This is a genomic window from Enterobacter dykesii (genome assembly GCF_008364625.2).
GTDB lineage: Bacteria > Pseudomonadota > Gammaproteobacteria > Enterobacterales > Enterobacteriaceae > Enterobacter > Enterobacter dykesii.
Map to the genome: position 1 here is coordinate 2,521,739 of NZ_CP126604.1, position 12,615 is coordinate 2,534,353.

Annotated in this window: 20 protein-coding genes and 2 pseudogenes; 6 read left to right on the top strand and 16 right to left on the bottom strand. The window is 53.4% G+C overall.

Annotated elements, in window-relative coordinates; translation table 11 throughout:
* Nucleotides 1–46 precede the first annotated feature (46 nt).
* The 9 genes and pseudogenes from F0320_RS12120 to F0320_RS12160 all read right to left on the bottom strand — a co-directional run bounded on the left by F0320_RS12120 (nucleotide 47) and on the right by F0320_RS12160 (nucleotide 4,304).
* Nucleotides 47–565: a phage major tail tube protein gene (locus tag F0320_RS12120; RefSeq protein WP_149323795.1), complete on the bottom strand. Its 519-nt coding sequence runs from the start codon at nucleotides 563–565 to the stop codon at nucleotides 47–49.
* Nucleotides 566–577: 12 nt separating this feature from the next.
* Nucleotides 578–1,402, bottom strand: a pseudogene (locus F0320_RS12125) (phage tail sheath subtilisin-like domain-containing protein); the annotation flags it as partial.
* Between the two features lie 79 nt (nucleotides 1,403–1,481).
* On the bottom strand, nucleotides 1,482–1,703 hold the full coding sequence (locus tag F0320_RS12130; RefSeq protein ID WP_001354073.1) for a hypothetical protein: 222 nt from the start codon (nucleotides 1,701–1,703) through the stop codon (nucleotides 1,482–1,484).
* Complete coding sequence (locus F0320_RS12135) at nucleotides 1,694–1,897, bottom strand: tail protein X (RefSeq protein WP_047651144.1); 204 nt, start codon at nucleotides 1,895–1,897, stop codon at nucleotides 1,694–1,696. Before F0320_RS12135 ends, F0320_RS12130 begins: the two co-directional genes overlap by 10 nt.
* Complete coding sequence (locus F0320_RS12140) at nucleotides 1,897–2,403, bottom strand: head completion/stabilization protein (RefSeq protein WP_052119535.1); 507 nt, start codon at nucleotides 2,401–2,403, stop codon at nucleotides 1,897–1,899. The genes F0320_RS12135 and F0320_RS12140 overlap by 1 nt, the downstream gene beginning before the upstream one ends.
* 99 nt (nucleotides 2,404–2,502) lie before the next feature.
* On the bottom strand, nucleotides 2,503–3,258 hold the full coding sequence (locus F0320_RS12145) for a terminase endonuclease subunit (RefSeq protein WP_149323796.1): 756 nt from the start codon (nucleotides 3,256–3,258) through the stop codon (nucleotides 2,503–2,505).
* A 3-nt stretch (nucleotides 3,259–3,261) separates the two neighbouring features.
* A pseudogene (locus F0320_RS12150) lies at nucleotides 3,262–3,672 on the bottom strand (P2 family phage major capsid protein); the annotation flags it as partial.
* A 172-nt stretch (nucleotides 3,673–3,844) separates the two neighbouring features.
* Nucleotides 3,845–4,108, bottom strand: coding sequence for a DUF5405 family protein (locus F0320_RS12155; RefSeq protein WP_149323797.1), 264 nt, complete (start codon nucleotides 4,106–4,108; stop codon nucleotides 3,845–3,847).
* Between the two features lie 31 nt (nucleotides 4,109–4,139).
* Nucleotides 4,140–4,304: a DUF2732 family protein gene (locus F0320_RS12160; RefSeq protein ID WP_149323801.1), complete on the bottom strand. Its 165-nt coding sequence runs from the start codon at nucleotides 4,302–4,304 to the stop codon at nucleotides 4,140–4,142.
* A 72-nt stretch (nucleotides 4,305–4,376) separates the two neighbouring features.
* Here F0320_RS12160 and F0320_RS12165 point away from each other — a divergent pair.
* A protein-coding gene (locus F0320_RS12165; RefSeq protein ID WP_221765986.1) for an IS3 family transposase occupies nucleotides 4,377–5,512 on the top strand; the annotation gives its coding sequence in 2 pieces (ribosomal slippage) (nucleotides 4,377–4,623 and nucleotides 4,623–5,512; 1,137 coding nt in all).
* Between the two features lie 136 nt (nucleotides 5,513–5,648).
* Here the strand turns inward: F0320_RS12165 and F0320_RS12170 are convergent.
* Nucleotides 5,649–6,149, bottom strand: a complete 501-nt coding sequence (locus tag F0320_RS12170) for a hypothetical protein (RefSeq protein WP_029883441.1) — start codon at nucleotides 6,147–6,149, stop codon at nucleotides 5,649–5,651.
* Nucleotides 6,146–6,316, bottom strand: a complete 171-nt coding sequence (locus F0320_RS12175) for a hypothetical protein (RefSeq protein ID WP_169810063.1) — start codon at nucleotides 6,314–6,316, stop codon at nucleotides 6,146–6,148. The genes F0320_RS12170 and F0320_RS12175 overlap by 4 nt, the downstream gene beginning before the upstream one ends.
* A 97-nt stretch (nucleotides 6,317–6,413) precedes the next feature.
* On the opposite strand from F0320_RS12175, the gene F0320_RS12180 reads away from it, so the two are divergent.
* Nucleotides 6,414–6,602, top strand: a complete 189-nt coding sequence (locus tag F0320_RS12180) for a hypothetical protein (RefSeq protein WP_000184654.1) — start codon at nucleotides 6,414–6,416, stop codon at nucleotides 6,600–6,602.
* A 2-nt stretch (nucleotides 6,603–6,604) separates the two neighbouring features.
* On the opposite strand, the gene F0320_RS12185 is transcribed toward F0320_RS12180, so the two are convergent.
* The gene (locus tag F0320_RS12185; RefSeq protein ID WP_149323950.1) at nucleotides 6,605–6,844 is read right to left on the bottom strand and encodes a hypothetical protein; all 240 of its coding nucleotides are present in this window, start codon (nucleotides 6,842–6,844) and stop codon (nucleotides 6,605–6,607) included.
* 41 nt (nucleotides 6,845–6,885) lie between these two features.
* Nucleotides 6,886–7,164 carry a regulatory phage cox family protein gene (locus F0320_RS12190; protein WP_001064688.1) on the bottom strand — a complete coding sequence of 93 codons (279 nt, stop codon included), beginning with the start codon at nucleotides 7,162–7,164 and terminating at the stop codon, nucleotides 6,886–6,888.
* Between the two features lie 120 nt (nucleotides 7,165–7,284).
* On the opposite strand from F0320_RS12190, the gene F0320_RS12195 reads away from it, so the two are divergent.
* Both F0320_RS12195 and F0320_RS12200 read left to right on the top strand, forming a co-directional pair.
* Complete coding sequence (locus F0320_RS12195) at nucleotides 7,285–7,584, top strand: helix-turn-helix domain-containing protein (RefSeq protein ID WP_000106733.1); 300 nt, start codon at nucleotides 7,285–7,287, stop codon at nucleotides 7,582–7,584.
* 96 nt (nucleotides 7,585–7,680) lie between these two features.
* Nucleotides 7,681–8,691: a phage integrase gene (locus tag F0320_RS12200; protein WP_149323951.1), complete on the top strand. Its 1,011-nt coding sequence runs from the start codon at nucleotides 7,681–7,683 to the stop codon at nucleotides 8,689–8,691.
* Nucleotides 8,692–8,801: 110 nt separating this feature from the next.
* Here the strand turns inward: F0320_RS12200 and leuE are convergent, their stop codons facing one another.
* Both leuE and F0320_RS12210 read right to left on the bottom strand, forming a co-directional pair.
* Nucleotides 8,802–9,437 carry a leucine efflux protein LeuE gene (gene leuE, locus F0320_RS12205; protein ID WP_109845027.1) on the bottom strand — a complete coding sequence of 212 codons (636 nt, stop codon included), beginning with the start codon at nucleotides 9,435–9,437 and terminating at the stop codon, nucleotides 8,802–8,804.
* A gap of 109 nt (nucleotides 9,438–9,546) precedes the next feature.
* Complete coding sequence (locus F0320_RS12210; RefSeq protein WP_086379783.1) at nucleotides 9,547–9,720, bottom strand: YciY family protein; 174 nt, start codon at nucleotides 9,718–9,720, stop codon at nucleotides 9,547–9,549.
* Between the two features lie 158 nt (nucleotides 9,721–9,878).
* On the opposite strand from F0320_RS12210, the gene cls reads away from it, so the two are divergent.
* Together cls and F0320_RS12220 are read left to right on the top strand one after the other, a co-directional pair.
* Complete coding sequence (cls, locus tag F0320_RS12215) at nucleotides 9,879–11,339, top strand: cardiolipin synthase (RefSeq protein ID WP_028013424.1); 1,461 nt, start codon at nucleotides 9,879–9,881, stop codon at nucleotides 11,337–11,339.
* A 33-nt stretch (nucleotides 11,340–11,372) separates the two neighbouring features.
* On the top strand, nucleotides 11,373–11,702 hold the full coding sequence (locus F0320_RS12220) for an HI1450 family dsDNA-mimic protein (protein WP_006810881.1): 330 nt from the start codon (nucleotides 11,373–11,375) through the stop codon (nucleotides 11,700–11,702).
* A 31-nt stretch (nucleotides 11,703–11,733) separates the two neighbouring features.
* On the opposite strand, the gene F0320_RS12225 is transcribed toward F0320_RS12220, so the two are convergent.
* On the bottom strand, nucleotides 11,734–12,603 hold the full coding sequence (locus F0320_RS12225; RefSeq protein WP_185807236.1) for an ion transporter: 870 nt from the start codon (nucleotides 12,601–12,603) through the stop codon (nucleotides 11,734–11,736).
* Nucleotides 12,604–12,615 lie beyond the last annotated feature (12 nt).

A 12,615-nucleotide genomic window follows, 5' to 3' on the forward strand; every position in this document is an offset into this window, starting at 1 on the left:
TGAATGTGAGTACGTGACCGGCCAACCTGCCTGACCGGTTAACGGGTTACAGGCCAATCGCCCGGCGGTGCTCAGCGAGACGGTCGACTCCGTCGACTTTCATCACCATGTTGACGACGTCAATCTCGATGACCTCCTTGCCGTCAATCGTGAGCTGGTAGTACGCGCACTCGGTCGCGATTTTGGTCGTGCCGCTTTCGCCCTGTTTGTTTTCGCCGCCGTCGTACTCCTTGTGACGGCCACGCATGACCACCTCAACGGCGGAAATTGCGCCGGTGTCATCGCGCTGGAATGAGCCGGTGAAGCGCAGCGGCACGCTGTCGGCACCCGGTGACGCGTACTGCGCCCACAGCTCAACGTCAGGCAGGCCGCCCAGCGTCCACTCAAGCGACAGGGCGTCGTCGTCGAGGCCGAGGTCAATAGACACCGAGCCCGGCATACCGCCGCCGCGATATTTCTCAAGCTTGCGGGTCAGCTTTGGCAGGGTGACGGATTCAACGACGCCCATGTAGCTGAGACCGTCGTTAAACATGTTCAGGTATTTCAGTTTGCGTGGTAACGCCATGCTCTGAGCTCCTTAGCTGTTGACCGAGTCTGAGAGGTCTGCCAGATAGGTATCGGTGATGCGCTGGCGCAGGGTCAGGTTTTCCAGCGGCGGGACGGGGGTGTAGTCGTAATCGATATACAGCTTCCCGGCTTTGAGGGTTTCCACGCTGTTTGACTCCGGGTCGTACCAGCAGGAGCCGTCAACGATATAGCCGTTATTTTTCAGCTCGCGGAATTTGGCATTGATACCGGCGACGATGTCGCGGATGAGCGTTGCGGAAACGGGCTTATCCATCGCCCACGCGTGCGCCTCTGCCATCGTGTCGGCCAGCACCTGCGCCGTGCGGGTGTAGTTTTCAAACACGAATAACGGATCGTCCGAGCAGGTGCGGTTGCCCCAAAACTTAAAGCCGTCGTTGCGGATGAGCGTTGTCACCCCGGCCTGATTCAGCAGGTTGGCGTCGGTGGCCTGCTCCTGCAAATCCCATGAGACCGAGGCACTGACGCCGGTGACGCCATTCACGCCAACGTTTGACAGCGTTTTGTGCCAGCCGATTGTCTGGTCGATTCTGGCGCGCAGGCCGAGCGCGCGGGCGGTCGCCCATGCAATATCGGTTTCGTTCGCCGTGGTGTCCCATGCCAGAAAATCAGGGTGAATGACCATAAGCTCGCGCTGGCTGAAATTCTCACGGTATTTGATGGCGTCGGAAATGGTCTTGCAGCCCCACGCGCTCACGTAGCCGAATGCGCGCAGGCTCTGGCAGGTCGACGCAAGCGCGGTCGCCACTTCCTGCGTGTCCAGCCCCGGCACGCCGAGAATGCGCGGCTTAACACCGGTGACGGTTTTCGCCGTCAGCCCCCCGGGCGAGGTGTTAAGCAGACGAAAGTCAGGCATCAGCGCTGCCAGCGCCAGCACGGCGGCCACACTGCATTTTTTAACGATTGATTTCACGAATAGCCCCTTTATCGAGTCCGAGCGATGTCAGATAGAGGTACGTTTTGCGCTTAAACCAGTAGTTCGTCAGCGCGGTAAAAATGGCGCATCCGCCTCCCACGTAAAGCGCCATCTTTTCGGGGGACATTGCCCCGACATACGCCAGCCCCACGGCCAGCCAGTAGGCGATAAACGTGGTGATTTTTTCCATGCTCAGTCCCATAGATTCACCGTTTCGGTTCTGGCCGCGCTCTCGGTCTCGGGCAGCTCTACTGCCGTGCCGTGTGGCAGGATCACACCGAGCTCGGACAGGCCGGGATTAGCCTTTAAGACGGTTTCGACCACGCCCTCAGTACGCCCGTAATACCGGGCGCAAATTGCGTCGAGGGTGTCGCCCTGCAGCGCATACGCTTTCATCAGATTTGCCCCACAATGCAGCGCGCTTTGTCCTGGATGCGCGCCACAGACCAGCGCATATCCCGCCACATTTCATCGATAGTGCTGTCGATGCTGTCGGCTTTTTTATCCCCTTTGCCGGTCGCATCCACGCCGCGAAAACGTTCATAAAGCGTGGCCGTCGTCATCGAACACACGGCGTTGAAGTAGTGGAAAACGCGCACGCTCTCGCCGTCGAGCTCGTCGGTCGGGACATCCGCCAGCGTGGCGTAACCGGCATCGAGCTGACTTTCGCGCCAGTCGCTCAGCTCCGCGTTAGTCTCCGCAATGGCGGTCTTAATCGCCCGGCGCAGGCGCACGGGGGAAACGGTCTGCTCCAGTCTCATTTCTTCCCGCACGCGCTTCGGATCAACGTCAGGAAAAAACGGGGTGTTTTTGATTACCGGCTCGCTCACGCCCGGTGGCGGTATCACCACGCCCGGCACATCCTGCGGCTCTTTTTTTGGCTCAATAATCAGCGTCGTCATGACAACCTCGGGTAATGGGTGGGCGGTGGACGCCGGTCGCAGTCAGGGCAATTGATACCCGCATTGACCGGCGTGCCGCCCGGCTCGGGGAGCGCTCGGTTAACCTGCGGCTTTTGCCGCCTTTGGTGGACGCCCGCGCCGTGCCGCTGGTTTGGCGGCAGGTTTGCGCGTGCGCGGTTTAGTCGTTTGGGTTTTCGGTGCCGGTTCGGGTTTTGGTCTGAGCTGACGCTCTAACTGCTCGATATCCTTTTTCACCCCGATAGTGCTTTCTAACTGGATCGCACGCTGCAGGTGCGCCAGCGCCTCGGGCAGTTGCTCCGCATCACGCAGCACGTAGCCGGTGATTTTGTGCAGCTTCGCACGCACGATATCGGGCATATCCGCGCGTTCAGTCAGCGCGATAGTGTCGAGCAGGTTCGCCAGATTGACCGGCTGCTTTGCCGCCAGCAGGCGCTGCGCTGCGAGCGCGACCTCTTCGGCCAGCAGGCACGGCGTCGGACGGCGACCGACCGGCATGGTGAGGCCGTAGGTCATGGCGTAACGGGCGATTTCCAGCGCCCCGGCGATATCGTCGGCATCGAGACGCCAGAGCATCACCGTCATGACGATGTCATCCTGTGCGCCTTTGCCGTTTTCGAGGACGCCAGCGACCCACGGCAGGTAGAACGGCAGCAGCTCGCGCTTTTTCGCGGCTTTGCGCTCTTTAGAGCTGATTTGTTTTAGCGTGCGGTTGTCTGCGGCCAGCTTAACGAGCATCTGCTCATAGGCAGTTGCGTTGCGCAGCGGGACGGCAGCCCGCTGCGCTGTTTCAGAGGCCGAGACCCGCATCATGTGACGCGCTGCGGGACTCGTCATGGCTTACTCTCCGCTTTCCGGTGCTGCAGGTGCGGTGAAGTCACCGAGCTTGATGTTTTCAATCAGGCAACCGGCGGCGTAAGCCTCGACCACATAGTCAACATTCATTGAATCGTAGTTTTCGATGCGGTCTTTCTTCGGGTTTTCGATGATGCTGCGACGGTGCGCGTCATCCATGAAGTAGACAGACAGGTTGTCGAGACGCGTCACCATCAGCGCATCTGCCGGGAAGTAAGGCACGCGCACGGCTGGCAGGTTGCCGATTCGCTTCTGGCTGATGATGATGTCAGCGGCCAGCGACTCGGTGTTTGCCTGCTCTTTGTTGACGATCGGGAAATATTTATCCGCCATCAGCTTACGGCCAGTGATGACAACCAGCTCCGGGTCATCCTGATAAATCTCGTCAATCCGGTTTAAAACACCTTGCACCTGACGGAGTTCGGCACGTGTAAGGGGTCTGTCGCGGCCAATGGCCTCTTTAGTGACGTTATTCCAGGGATAAGCACCAACGAATGAATCACTGGCGCCCTTCAAAAATGGTGGTGGTGGCGAGGGGGCAATACGCCCCCGAGATTCGATGGACATACTATTTAAAGGCGTCCAGACATTGCTTCCCCAGGCGTTCAATTCGAGCTTCCCAAGCTGAGAAGCCAATAAGATCGCTGGTCAAAAGGTCATGCAATACCAGGCCTGAGATAAGCTTAGGGATAGTCGGGTAGTAACCGACAACGTCCAGCCAATCCTTGCCTTTGTTCTTCCCGGATGTTGCGGTCTTCTTCTCCTGCAAAATGAATTGATAGCGGTCACTGGTGATGACGTACTGGTTATTAATCTCGATGCGTATGCTCATTCTGGCTTCCTTTTAAAAGTGGTTAGCCTGCTCAATTGAAAATTGAGTTGTGCAAATTTGCCGACTCTTGACCTAATAACTCGATAATCTCGGTACGATTGAGCTCAGACTTGCTGATATGCGCGATAAGCCCGTCAAATCGAGAAGAGAAACGTGTCGCGAGGTCGCGCTGTGCTTCGTTTACTGCCTGCTCCAGGAGAGCGGAAAACTGGACTGACCCCGCCCCGGTAGACGATCCTGCCCTATAGTTTGAGCATAGGAGGAGCGTATGGGCACACCACGATTTACACCTGAATTTAAGGAAGAAGCCGTCCGTCAGATAACAGAACGCGGTTATTCCGTTGCCGAAGTATCCGACCGTCTGGGCGTTTCTGCACACAGCCTCTACAAGTGGCTACGGGCTATCAAACCTGATAACAGCGAACAGCATGCCCGGGATTTACTGGAAGCCAAAAGCGAGATCCTGAAACTCCGGGCGCAGCTAAAACGCACCGAAGAAGAACGGGATATCCTGAAAAAGGCCGCGCGGTACTTTGCAAGGGAGCCCGACTGAAGTACCGCTTTATCAATGAACACCGCACTGTATGGGGTGTGATGACGATGTGTCGGGTACTGAATGTCGCCCGGGCCGGGTTCTATGCGTGGCTGCACAACCCGGTCTCGGTGCGTGATAAAGATAACCAGCGTCTGCTGATGCTTATCCGCGACTCATATTCACTGAGCGGAGGCGTATACGGTTACCGGCGGGTTCATGGCGACCTGAACGAAATCGGGGAAACCTGCGGCAAAAACCGGGTGGGTCGTATTATGCAACAAAACCGGATCAAAGCCGTACGCGGCTATAAAGCGCCGCGTCGTATCGCCGGCCGGCCTTCAGTGGTTGCCCCTAATCGCGTGCAGCGGCAGTTTACTGTTGTCCGGGCCAATCAGGTCTGGGTCACAGATATTACTTATATCCGCACCTGGCAGGGCTGGCTGTATCTGGCGGTGGTTATCGATCTCTTCGCCCGTAATGTGGTCGGCTGGTCGATGAAGCCCACTCTCTCACGCGAACTGGCACTCGACGCGCTGATGATGGCCGTCTGGCGGCGAAAACCGGACGGCGAGGTCATCGTGCACTCAGACCAGGGCAGCCAGTACGGCAGTGACGACTGGCAGCGCTTCTGCCGGGCTAATAACCTGGCCCCGAGCATGAGCAGGCGTGGCAACTGCTGGGATAATGCGGTGGCCGAATCGTTCTTCAGTTCGCTGAAAAAAGAGCGGATCAGAAAACGCATCTATAAAACCCGGGATCTGGCCCGGGCCGATATCTTCGATTACATTGAAGTGTTCTACAACCGGGCCCGGCGCCACAGTCACCTCGGCGGCCTCAGTCCGGAGGCCTTCGAACAGGCCTCATCGTGAGGACAGAATTTGTCTACGGGCGTGGGGTCAGTCCAAACATGCCATCTGGTACTGTGTTTTGTGTCTGCATTTGCCTATCTCCAGACAAAAGGAGTCCCCACGCTGTAAGGCGCGTAATAAAACGAATCCAGATTAATTAATGTAAATACTGCTCAGGTTTTACCGAGGTTAAAATGGTAGGTGCGTACTCAAAAAGGCTAAACAGCTCTCGCAGCGCGCGGAAAAGTTTGTCGCGCCAATAACAGCCCTCTTCATTCAAACGCCAGTGCGGCATCATAAATTCCTGCTCTGTCAGTCCCGCATGAAGAAACAGTGATCGCCTTTGGCTAACGGTCAGGCGGCTGATGAAAGTTGCTTTTGACACGCCAAGTTGGCGGTGCCGGGCGAATGCATTTCTCAATTCATCAAGCGCGCAAACAAGACGCTCACGATCGGCTTCGGTCATTTCCTCTAAGCGCATGACAGAGTGGCGCTGTTTTAATTGAGCGTGGAAACAAACCGTAAGACGCTCCCGCTCCATCATCTGATTGTAAAAATCGCAAGTGTCCTGCCAGCGAGGCTGAGCCAAATACTTGCAGACCAGACCGCGAAGCGCTGTTGGTTGTTTCTGGATCACGTCCAGTGTCATTACCGTCATAACCACAGTCCTCTCTTTTTGACCAGACGGCGAACCTTCTCGATAACGCCCGGCTTACGGGTTCGGATGATTATGCCCTTGCGGCCGCGACCGTGAGTGATGGTGAAGTTGATCGGATTAGGGTTTTCTCTTCGAAGCAACTGTGCAATACAGCGAGGCTCTTTCATAAATTCTCCTTAGGGAGTCGGGTTTTAACCATGCCCGACACATGGCCTTGTGATAGGATCGAATCGCCAAAAACAAGCCAATCACATGAGGTATTTCATGACTAATCAACAAAATGATGAATTAATTGCCACTCTAAAATCAGCCATTGCATTGGTTAATTCTTCCTCTGATGCGATCTCTAATCGTGAGAAGGCTGAGGAAATCAACAAACTGTCAATCCAGTTGAGAGAGGCAGTTCAATCTAAAATGCCTGTCACGCATAAAAGCTTTTTAGATATCAACTAAGCTCAAATAATGGTGGGGTTTGCCATAACCCCACGTTCTTTTGCTAAAAATTCTAGATACAGACCTGCAATCTCCTCATAGGCAACATCAAGTTCAAAAACTTCTCCCGACGTCAGATGCACCTCAACTTTGTCGGCTGTTTCAGTGCGCTCACGGATAGCGGCCACGCTTTTTAAGTCGATCAGCACCCGCATACCATTAGTGATATGACGAATGCAGCCATGCTTTATTGGTTTTGACATGCAATTTCTCGATTGAATTTGAATGGATTAGATGAATTTAATCACCGTGAAGGTTGACCTAAGCCGAGCCACATCAGCCAACCATCGCGAATTTCTTTAGGACGGCTGTCATAAGCCATCTTCATTCCTTTGTTCCATGCAGGCAGGTAGACCCAATATTCCCCTGCTCTACCGCTTGTTGATTGTGGGTCAGTCATCTCAACTACTGGCAGCTTTCCTTTCTCAATCATTCCTTTTACGGCAGCAGGAGTTTTGCCTATCAGACGCGCAAACTCCTGATACGGAACCGCGTCCGTGCTACTTACAAGCTGGTTGTTCATCTGTTACGATTCTCCTTTAGTGCATTTAATTGCTCATAAAGGGCTTTAATTGCCTATAGCTAAACCCCATAAAAAGGAATTAATTTCCTTATAAGGGAATAATCATCGTATGGAGGATTTATGTCAACCCCGATAAATGAAAAAATAAAACTCATAAGGGAGTCAGAACGCTTAAATAGAAAGGAAATCAGTGAGTTAACTGGAATAGCATATGGTTCATTTTGTGGATACGAAGCTGGGGATAAAAAACCGGGTGTCGAGCCCATAATGAGAATCCTTCAACATCCTCGTTTCACCAAGTACACCTTATGGTTTATGACTGACCAAATAGCACCCGAAGCTGGGCAGATTGCACCGGCTCTCGCGCACTTTGGGCAGCAGACAACAACGTCACCCCACTCAGACCAGAAAACTGGCTAACCATTTACGGCGCTTATTTGTGCAGTAAATGCGCAGTGAGTTTTTGCTATTTAAATCAGGAAATTGAAGTACGCAGTAACATCATCGGGAGGCTTTATGTCTGTTAAAAAGCTCGATGATGGTCGATATGAAGTGGACATTAGACCGACCGGGCGTAACGGAAAACGCATCCGTCGGAAGTTCGACAAGAAAAGCGAGGCGATGGCTTTTGAAAAACATACTCAATATAACCATCACTCAAAGGAATGGCTTTCAAAACCAACGGACAAACGCCAATTGTCGGAACTGAAAGAGTTATGGTGGAAGCTGAAAGGTAAACATGAGGAGCACGGTCAATCGTATCTCAGGAAAATTGAGCGTTTCGAAACGATGACCGGAAACCCGTGCGCTTTCCAGATCACCAAGAGCCTGATAACGCAATATTGTGCTCAACGTCGGGGTGAAGGTATTAAGCCAACTACCATCAACCGCGACCTGATCACGCTAGGTGGGATGTTCACAACCCTGATTGAGTCAGAACTGTATAACGGTGAGCATCCATTCAGGGGATTCAAAAAACTGAAAGAGCAGACAGCCGAAACGGGCTATCTCACTCTTGAGGAAATTGACGCCTTACTTGCTGCGCTCTCAGGTGATAATCGTAAAATTGCGGTTTTGTGTTTGAGTACCGGAGCAAGATGGGGAGAAGCTGCGCGATTGAAGGCGGAGAATGTGATTCATAACCGGGTGTCTTTCATTAAGACGAAAACCAACACACCGCGCACGGTCCCGATCTCTGATGACGTTGCGGCTTACGTAGTCGGCAAAACACGAGGTTTTCTGTTTCCTGAGGCCAGTTATGCTGACTTCAGGCGAACCCTCAAAGAGGTTAAGCCCGATTTACCGGCCGGACAAGCAACACATGCGCTACGACACTCTTTCGCGACGCACTTTATGATTAACGGGGGCAACATCATCACACTGCAGAGGATCTTAGGTCATACGAAAATTGCGCAGACAATGGTCTATGCGCACTTCGCTCCTCAGTACCTGCAGGACGCGATTTCGCTTAACCCGTTGAAGGGTGCTAATGGTGGTCAGAATGTCCACAATGTGTCCACACCCTAGCCGCTTTTTATGGCTTTTGACTGCTAGTAGTAAAACGTGAAGCCTTGTCTGGCGCGGCTTTCCAGTTACGCCAGACATAAAAAAGGCTCCCTCAGGAGCCTTTCTAACCATCAATGTAGCGATGCCAACCTCGCAGCAAACCCGACAAACAGCAGCCCTATCAGCCCGTTCCCCAGCTTTGCCAGTTTCTTTTTCGTTTTCAGATAACGCGTGACAAACGTGCCTGAGAAGATCAGGAAACTCATATACATGAAGCTTATCAACTCCAGCGTCGTCGCGAGGATCAGGAAAGAGGTGCCGGTGCTCTGCGCATTCACGTCAATGAACTGAACGAAGAACGATACGTAGAACAGAATCGCTTTGGGATTGGTCAGGCTTAATACCAGCGAACGTTTCATGATCATACTGGCCGGTTCAGGGCCGCTCTCATGCGCGTTTTTCTGGCGGTTCACCACCGACCAGAGCATTTTGCCGCCCAGCCAGAGCAGATAGAAAGCTCCGAGATAGCGCACGATATTAAACAGTACCGGCGTGGTCTGGATTAATGCTGCGACGCCCGCCCAGGCCAGAAACATCAGCACCGCATCGCCGATAAATACGCCTGTGGCGGCAAGATACCCTTTTTTAACGCCGTGACCGATCCCGGTTTTTAGCACAAACAGGGTATTCGGCCCTGGCACCAGCACGATAAAAAACGCGCCGACAACATACGTCCAGAAATTCAGTACGCCAAACTCCGCAAACACTTCTCCCTCCTTTTGCTCAATACAACAGGAATATCGCTGCAAATACGCTATTCCTAAAAAATCAGATGCTATAAAATCAGCGGGCACCGGTTACGGTGCCCTCATGGATTCAGATATCCTGGACTGCGAACAGCAACGCATTGCGATGCCGGGTCAATCCACATTTTCTGATGGCGTGAATACGCATATTGCGGCGGGATTGTGCTTCCAGCCAACGAGCCTTGCGACGACTCACCTGTCGCAACATGCGCCAGCGCCCTACTTCTGTTCTACTGCGCTTCATGTCTACAACTCTTTCTCTAACACTTTTTCTCTAAAAGAAAGGCCATTATAAACCCAACCCGGCAGCAAACCAGCGCTTTTACCTGGCGTTTTTATTTGCCAGATGAATCCTGATGCGTACACTCATAACAATACGCTTTCAAAAGGATTTTTTTACCTATGACAACCTTCTACACCGTGGTGAGTTGGCTGGTCATTCTGGGATACTGGCTGTTAATCGCGGGTGTGACATTACGCATCCTGATGAAGCGCAGAGCCGTACCCTCTGCCATGGCCTGGCTTCTGATCATTTATATCCTCCCGCTGGTGGGAATTATTGCCTATCTCTCTTTCGGTGAGCTTCATCTGGGTAAACGCCGCGCCGAGCGCGCCCGTGCCATGTGGCCCTCCACCGCGAAGTGGCTGAACGACCTTAAAGCCTGCAAACATATCTTTGCCGAGGAGAATAGCAGCGTCGCCTCCTCACTGTTTAAGCTGTGCGAGCGCCGCCAGGGTATTGGAGGCGTTAAGGGCAATCAACTGCAGCTGCTGACCTCGTCCGACGACGTCATGCAGGCGTTAATCCGCGATATTCAGCTGGCTCGTCATAATATCGAGATGGTTTTTTATATCTGGCAGCCCGGCGGGATGGCTGATCAGGTCGCTGAGTCGCTGATGGCCGCCGCGCGGCGCGGCATTCACTGCCGCCTGATGCTCGACTCCGCGGGTAGCGTGGCATTTTTCCGTAGCCCCTGGGCCGGCATGATGCGTAATGCCGGGATCGAAGTGGTTGAAGCGCTGAAGGTAAATCTCCTGCGCGTGTTTCTGCGCCGGATGGATCTCCGTCAGCATCGCAAAATGGTCATGATCGATAACTATATTGCCTACACCGGTAGTATGAATATGGTTGATCCGCGCTTCTTCAAGCAGGACTCGGGCGTAGGTCAATGGGTGGATTTGATGGCGCGAATGGAAGGTCCGATTGCCACCTCGATGGGCATCGTTTATTCCTGCGACTGGGAGATTGAAACCGGCAAACGTATCCTGCCGCCACCGCCGGACGGCAATATTATGCCGTTTGAAGAGGCCAGCGGTCACACCATTCATACCATTGCTTCAGGGCCGGGCTTCCCGGAGGACTTAATTCATCAGGCGCTGCTGACGGCAACCTACTCGGCGCGTGAATATCTGATCATGACGACGCCCTACTTTGTCCCCAGCGACGACCTCCTGCACGCGATTTGTACCGCCGCGCAGCGCGGTGTCGATGTCAGCATCATTTTGCCACGCAAAAATGACTCCCTACTGGTGGGCTGGGCCAGCCGGGCATTCTTCAGCGAACTGCTGGCCGCAGGTGTAAAAATTTACCAGTTTGAAGGCGGATTGCTCCACACCAAGAGCGTTCTCGTCGACGGTGAGCTGAGCCTGGTGGGCACGGTCAACCTGGACATGCGCAGCCTCTGGCTTAACTTTGAAATCACGCTGGTCATTGATGATGCCGGCTTTGGCGGCGACCTCGCAGCGGTGCAGGATGATTATATCTCCCGCTCGCGGCTGCTGGATGCCAGACTGTGGGTAAAACGTCCGCTGTGGCAGAGAATTGCCGAACGACTGTTTTACTTCTTTAGTCCGTTGCTGTAAAACGTGCCCAACGATGTTAAACAGGTAGTCATCATGGAAATGGATCTGAACAATCGCCTGACCGAAGACGAAACGCTCGAGCAGGCCTATGACATTTTTCTCGAACTGGCGGTTGATAACCTCGATCCCGCAGACGTGATCCTCTTCAATCTGCAGTTCGAAGAGCGCGGCGGCGCCGAATTGTTCGACCCTTCAGAAGACTGGGCTGAGCATGTGGATTTCGACCTGAATCCGGACTTCTTTGCCGAAGTGGTGATTGGGCTGGCAGATGAAGACGGCGGCGAAATTAACGATATTTTCGCGCGCGTTCTGCTCTGTCGAGAGAAAGACCACAAGCTGTGCCATATTCTCTGGCGCGAATAATAAAAAAGGCTGCGATTGCAGCCTTTTTTATTTACTCCGGTAATTTACTGCCGCAGCGGTGACAAAACCGCGCGTCGTGTTGATGTTCGCCCTGCTGGCAATGAGGACACTTGCGCTGCTGCTTGCGGCTCTGAAAGGCGCTGCTCATGTGTGTGGTAATAAGTCCCGTCGGGATCGCAATGACCGAATAGCCAATCAAAATCAACACAGATGCCACGATGCGGCCCAGTGGCGTATGGGGCGTAATATCACCGTAACCCACGGTCGTGACGGTCACAATGGCCCAGTAGACGGACGCATTGAGCGTCGTAAAGCCATATTTGGGCCCTTCTATTAAATACATCAGCGCGCCAAAAACAATCATGACGATGGCAATAAACGAGTAGAACAAAATAAGCTGATGCCGGGCGCTGACGATTGCGCTCCAGAACACGCGCAATGATGGCATAAAGCGCAGTAATTTTAGAATACGTAAGACGCGAATAACGCGCATCGCTCGCCAGGCAAAGACATAGCTCAGGCTGATTTCCGGCCACAGCCACATGACGTAGAGCGGCAGAATGGTGGCTAAATCAATAAATCCCCAGAAGCTGAAAACATATCGGGCCGGGTTTGGCCAGGCAATCACTCTGAGCAGATATTCAGCGGTAAAAACCAGGGTAATCGCCAGCTCAAGCCAGACAAAGATATGCCATTCGTCAAACGTCAGGTGGTATTGCGTCCCGGCACCCGATTCAATAAAGATGACAACCACGCTGAGGAGCGCAAATAAACCGCACAGACCTTCAAAGCGTCGCCCGGAAACCGTTTCAGGATCGAATAAAAAATGATATAGCCGCCGACGGGCTGACGTGAATAAACGCGACACAGTAACCTCGCAAAAAATAAGGGCTGACATCATGTCAGCCCTTGC

Excerpts from the sequence above, each read along its gene's own strand:
- F0320_RS12190 (WP_001064688.1), bottom strand. The coding sequence starts at position 7,164 with ATGAACAACCAGCTTGTAAGTAGCACGGACGCGGTTCCGTATCAGGAG.
- F0320_RS12135 (WP_047651144.1), bottom strand. The coding sequence starts at position 1,897 with ATGAAAGCGTATGCGCTGCAGGGCGACACCCTCGACGCAATTTGCGCC.
- F0320_RS12200 (WP_149323951.1), top strand. The coding sequence starts at position 7,681 with ATGTCTGTTAAAAAGCTCGATGATGGTCGATATGAAGTGGACATTAGA.
- cls (WP_028013424.1), top strand. The coding sequence starts at position 9,879 with ATGACAACCTTCTACACCGTGGTGAGTTGGCTGGTCATTCTGGGATAC.
- F0320_RS12180 (WP_000184654.1), top strand. The coding sequence starts at position 6,414 with ATGACTAATCAACAAAATGATGAATTAATTGCCACTCTAAAATCAGCC.
- F0320_RS12195 (WP_000106733.1), top strand. The coding sequence starts at position 7,285 with ATGTCAACCCCGATAAATGAAAAAATAAAACTCATAAGGGAGTCAGAA.
- F0320_RS12220 (WP_006810881.1), top strand. The coding sequence starts at position 11,373 with ATGGAAATGGATCTGAACAATCGCCTGACCGAAGACGAAACGCTCGAG.
- F0320_RS12210 (WP_086379783.1), bottom strand. The coding sequence starts at position 9,720 with ATGAAGCGCAGTAGAACAGAAGTAGGGCGCTGGCGCATGTTGCGACAG.
- F0320_RS12225 (WP_185807236.1), bottom strand. The coding sequence starts at position 12,603 with ATGATGTCAGCCCTTATTTTTTGCGAGGTTACTGTGTCGCGTTTATTC.
- F0320_RS12175 (WP_169810063.1), bottom strand. The coding sequence starts at position 6,316 with ATGAAAGAGCCTCGCTGTATTGCACAGTTGCTTCGAAGAGAAAACCCT.
- F0320_RS12145 (WP_149323796.1), bottom strand. The coding sequence starts at position 3,258 with ATGACGAGTCCCGCAGCGCGTCACATGATGCGGGTCTCGGCCTCTGAA.
- F0320_RS12155 (WP_149323797.1), bottom strand. The coding sequence starts at position 4,108 with ATGAGCATACGCATCGAGATTAATAACCAGTACGTCATCACCAGTGAC.
- F0320_RS12185 (WP_149323950.1), bottom strand. The coding sequence starts at position 6,844 with ATGTCAAAACCAATAAAGCATGGCTGCATTCGTCATATCACTAATGGT.
- F0320_RS12140 (WP_052119535.1), bottom strand. The coding sequence starts at position 2,403 with ATGACGACGCTGATTATTGAGCCAAAAAAAGAGCCGCAGGATGTGCCG.
- F0320_RS12120 (WP_149323795.1), bottom strand. The coding sequence starts at position 565 with ATGGCGTTACCACGCAAACTGAAATACCTGAACATGTTTAACGACGGT.
- F0320_RS12130 (WP_001354073.1), bottom strand. The coding sequence starts at position 1,703 with ATGGGACTGAGCATGGAAAAAATCACCACGTTTATCGCCTACTGGCTG.
- F0320_RS12170 (WP_029883441.1), bottom strand. The coding sequence starts at position 6,149 with ATGACGGTAATGACACTGGACGTGATCCAGAAACAACCAACAGCGCTT.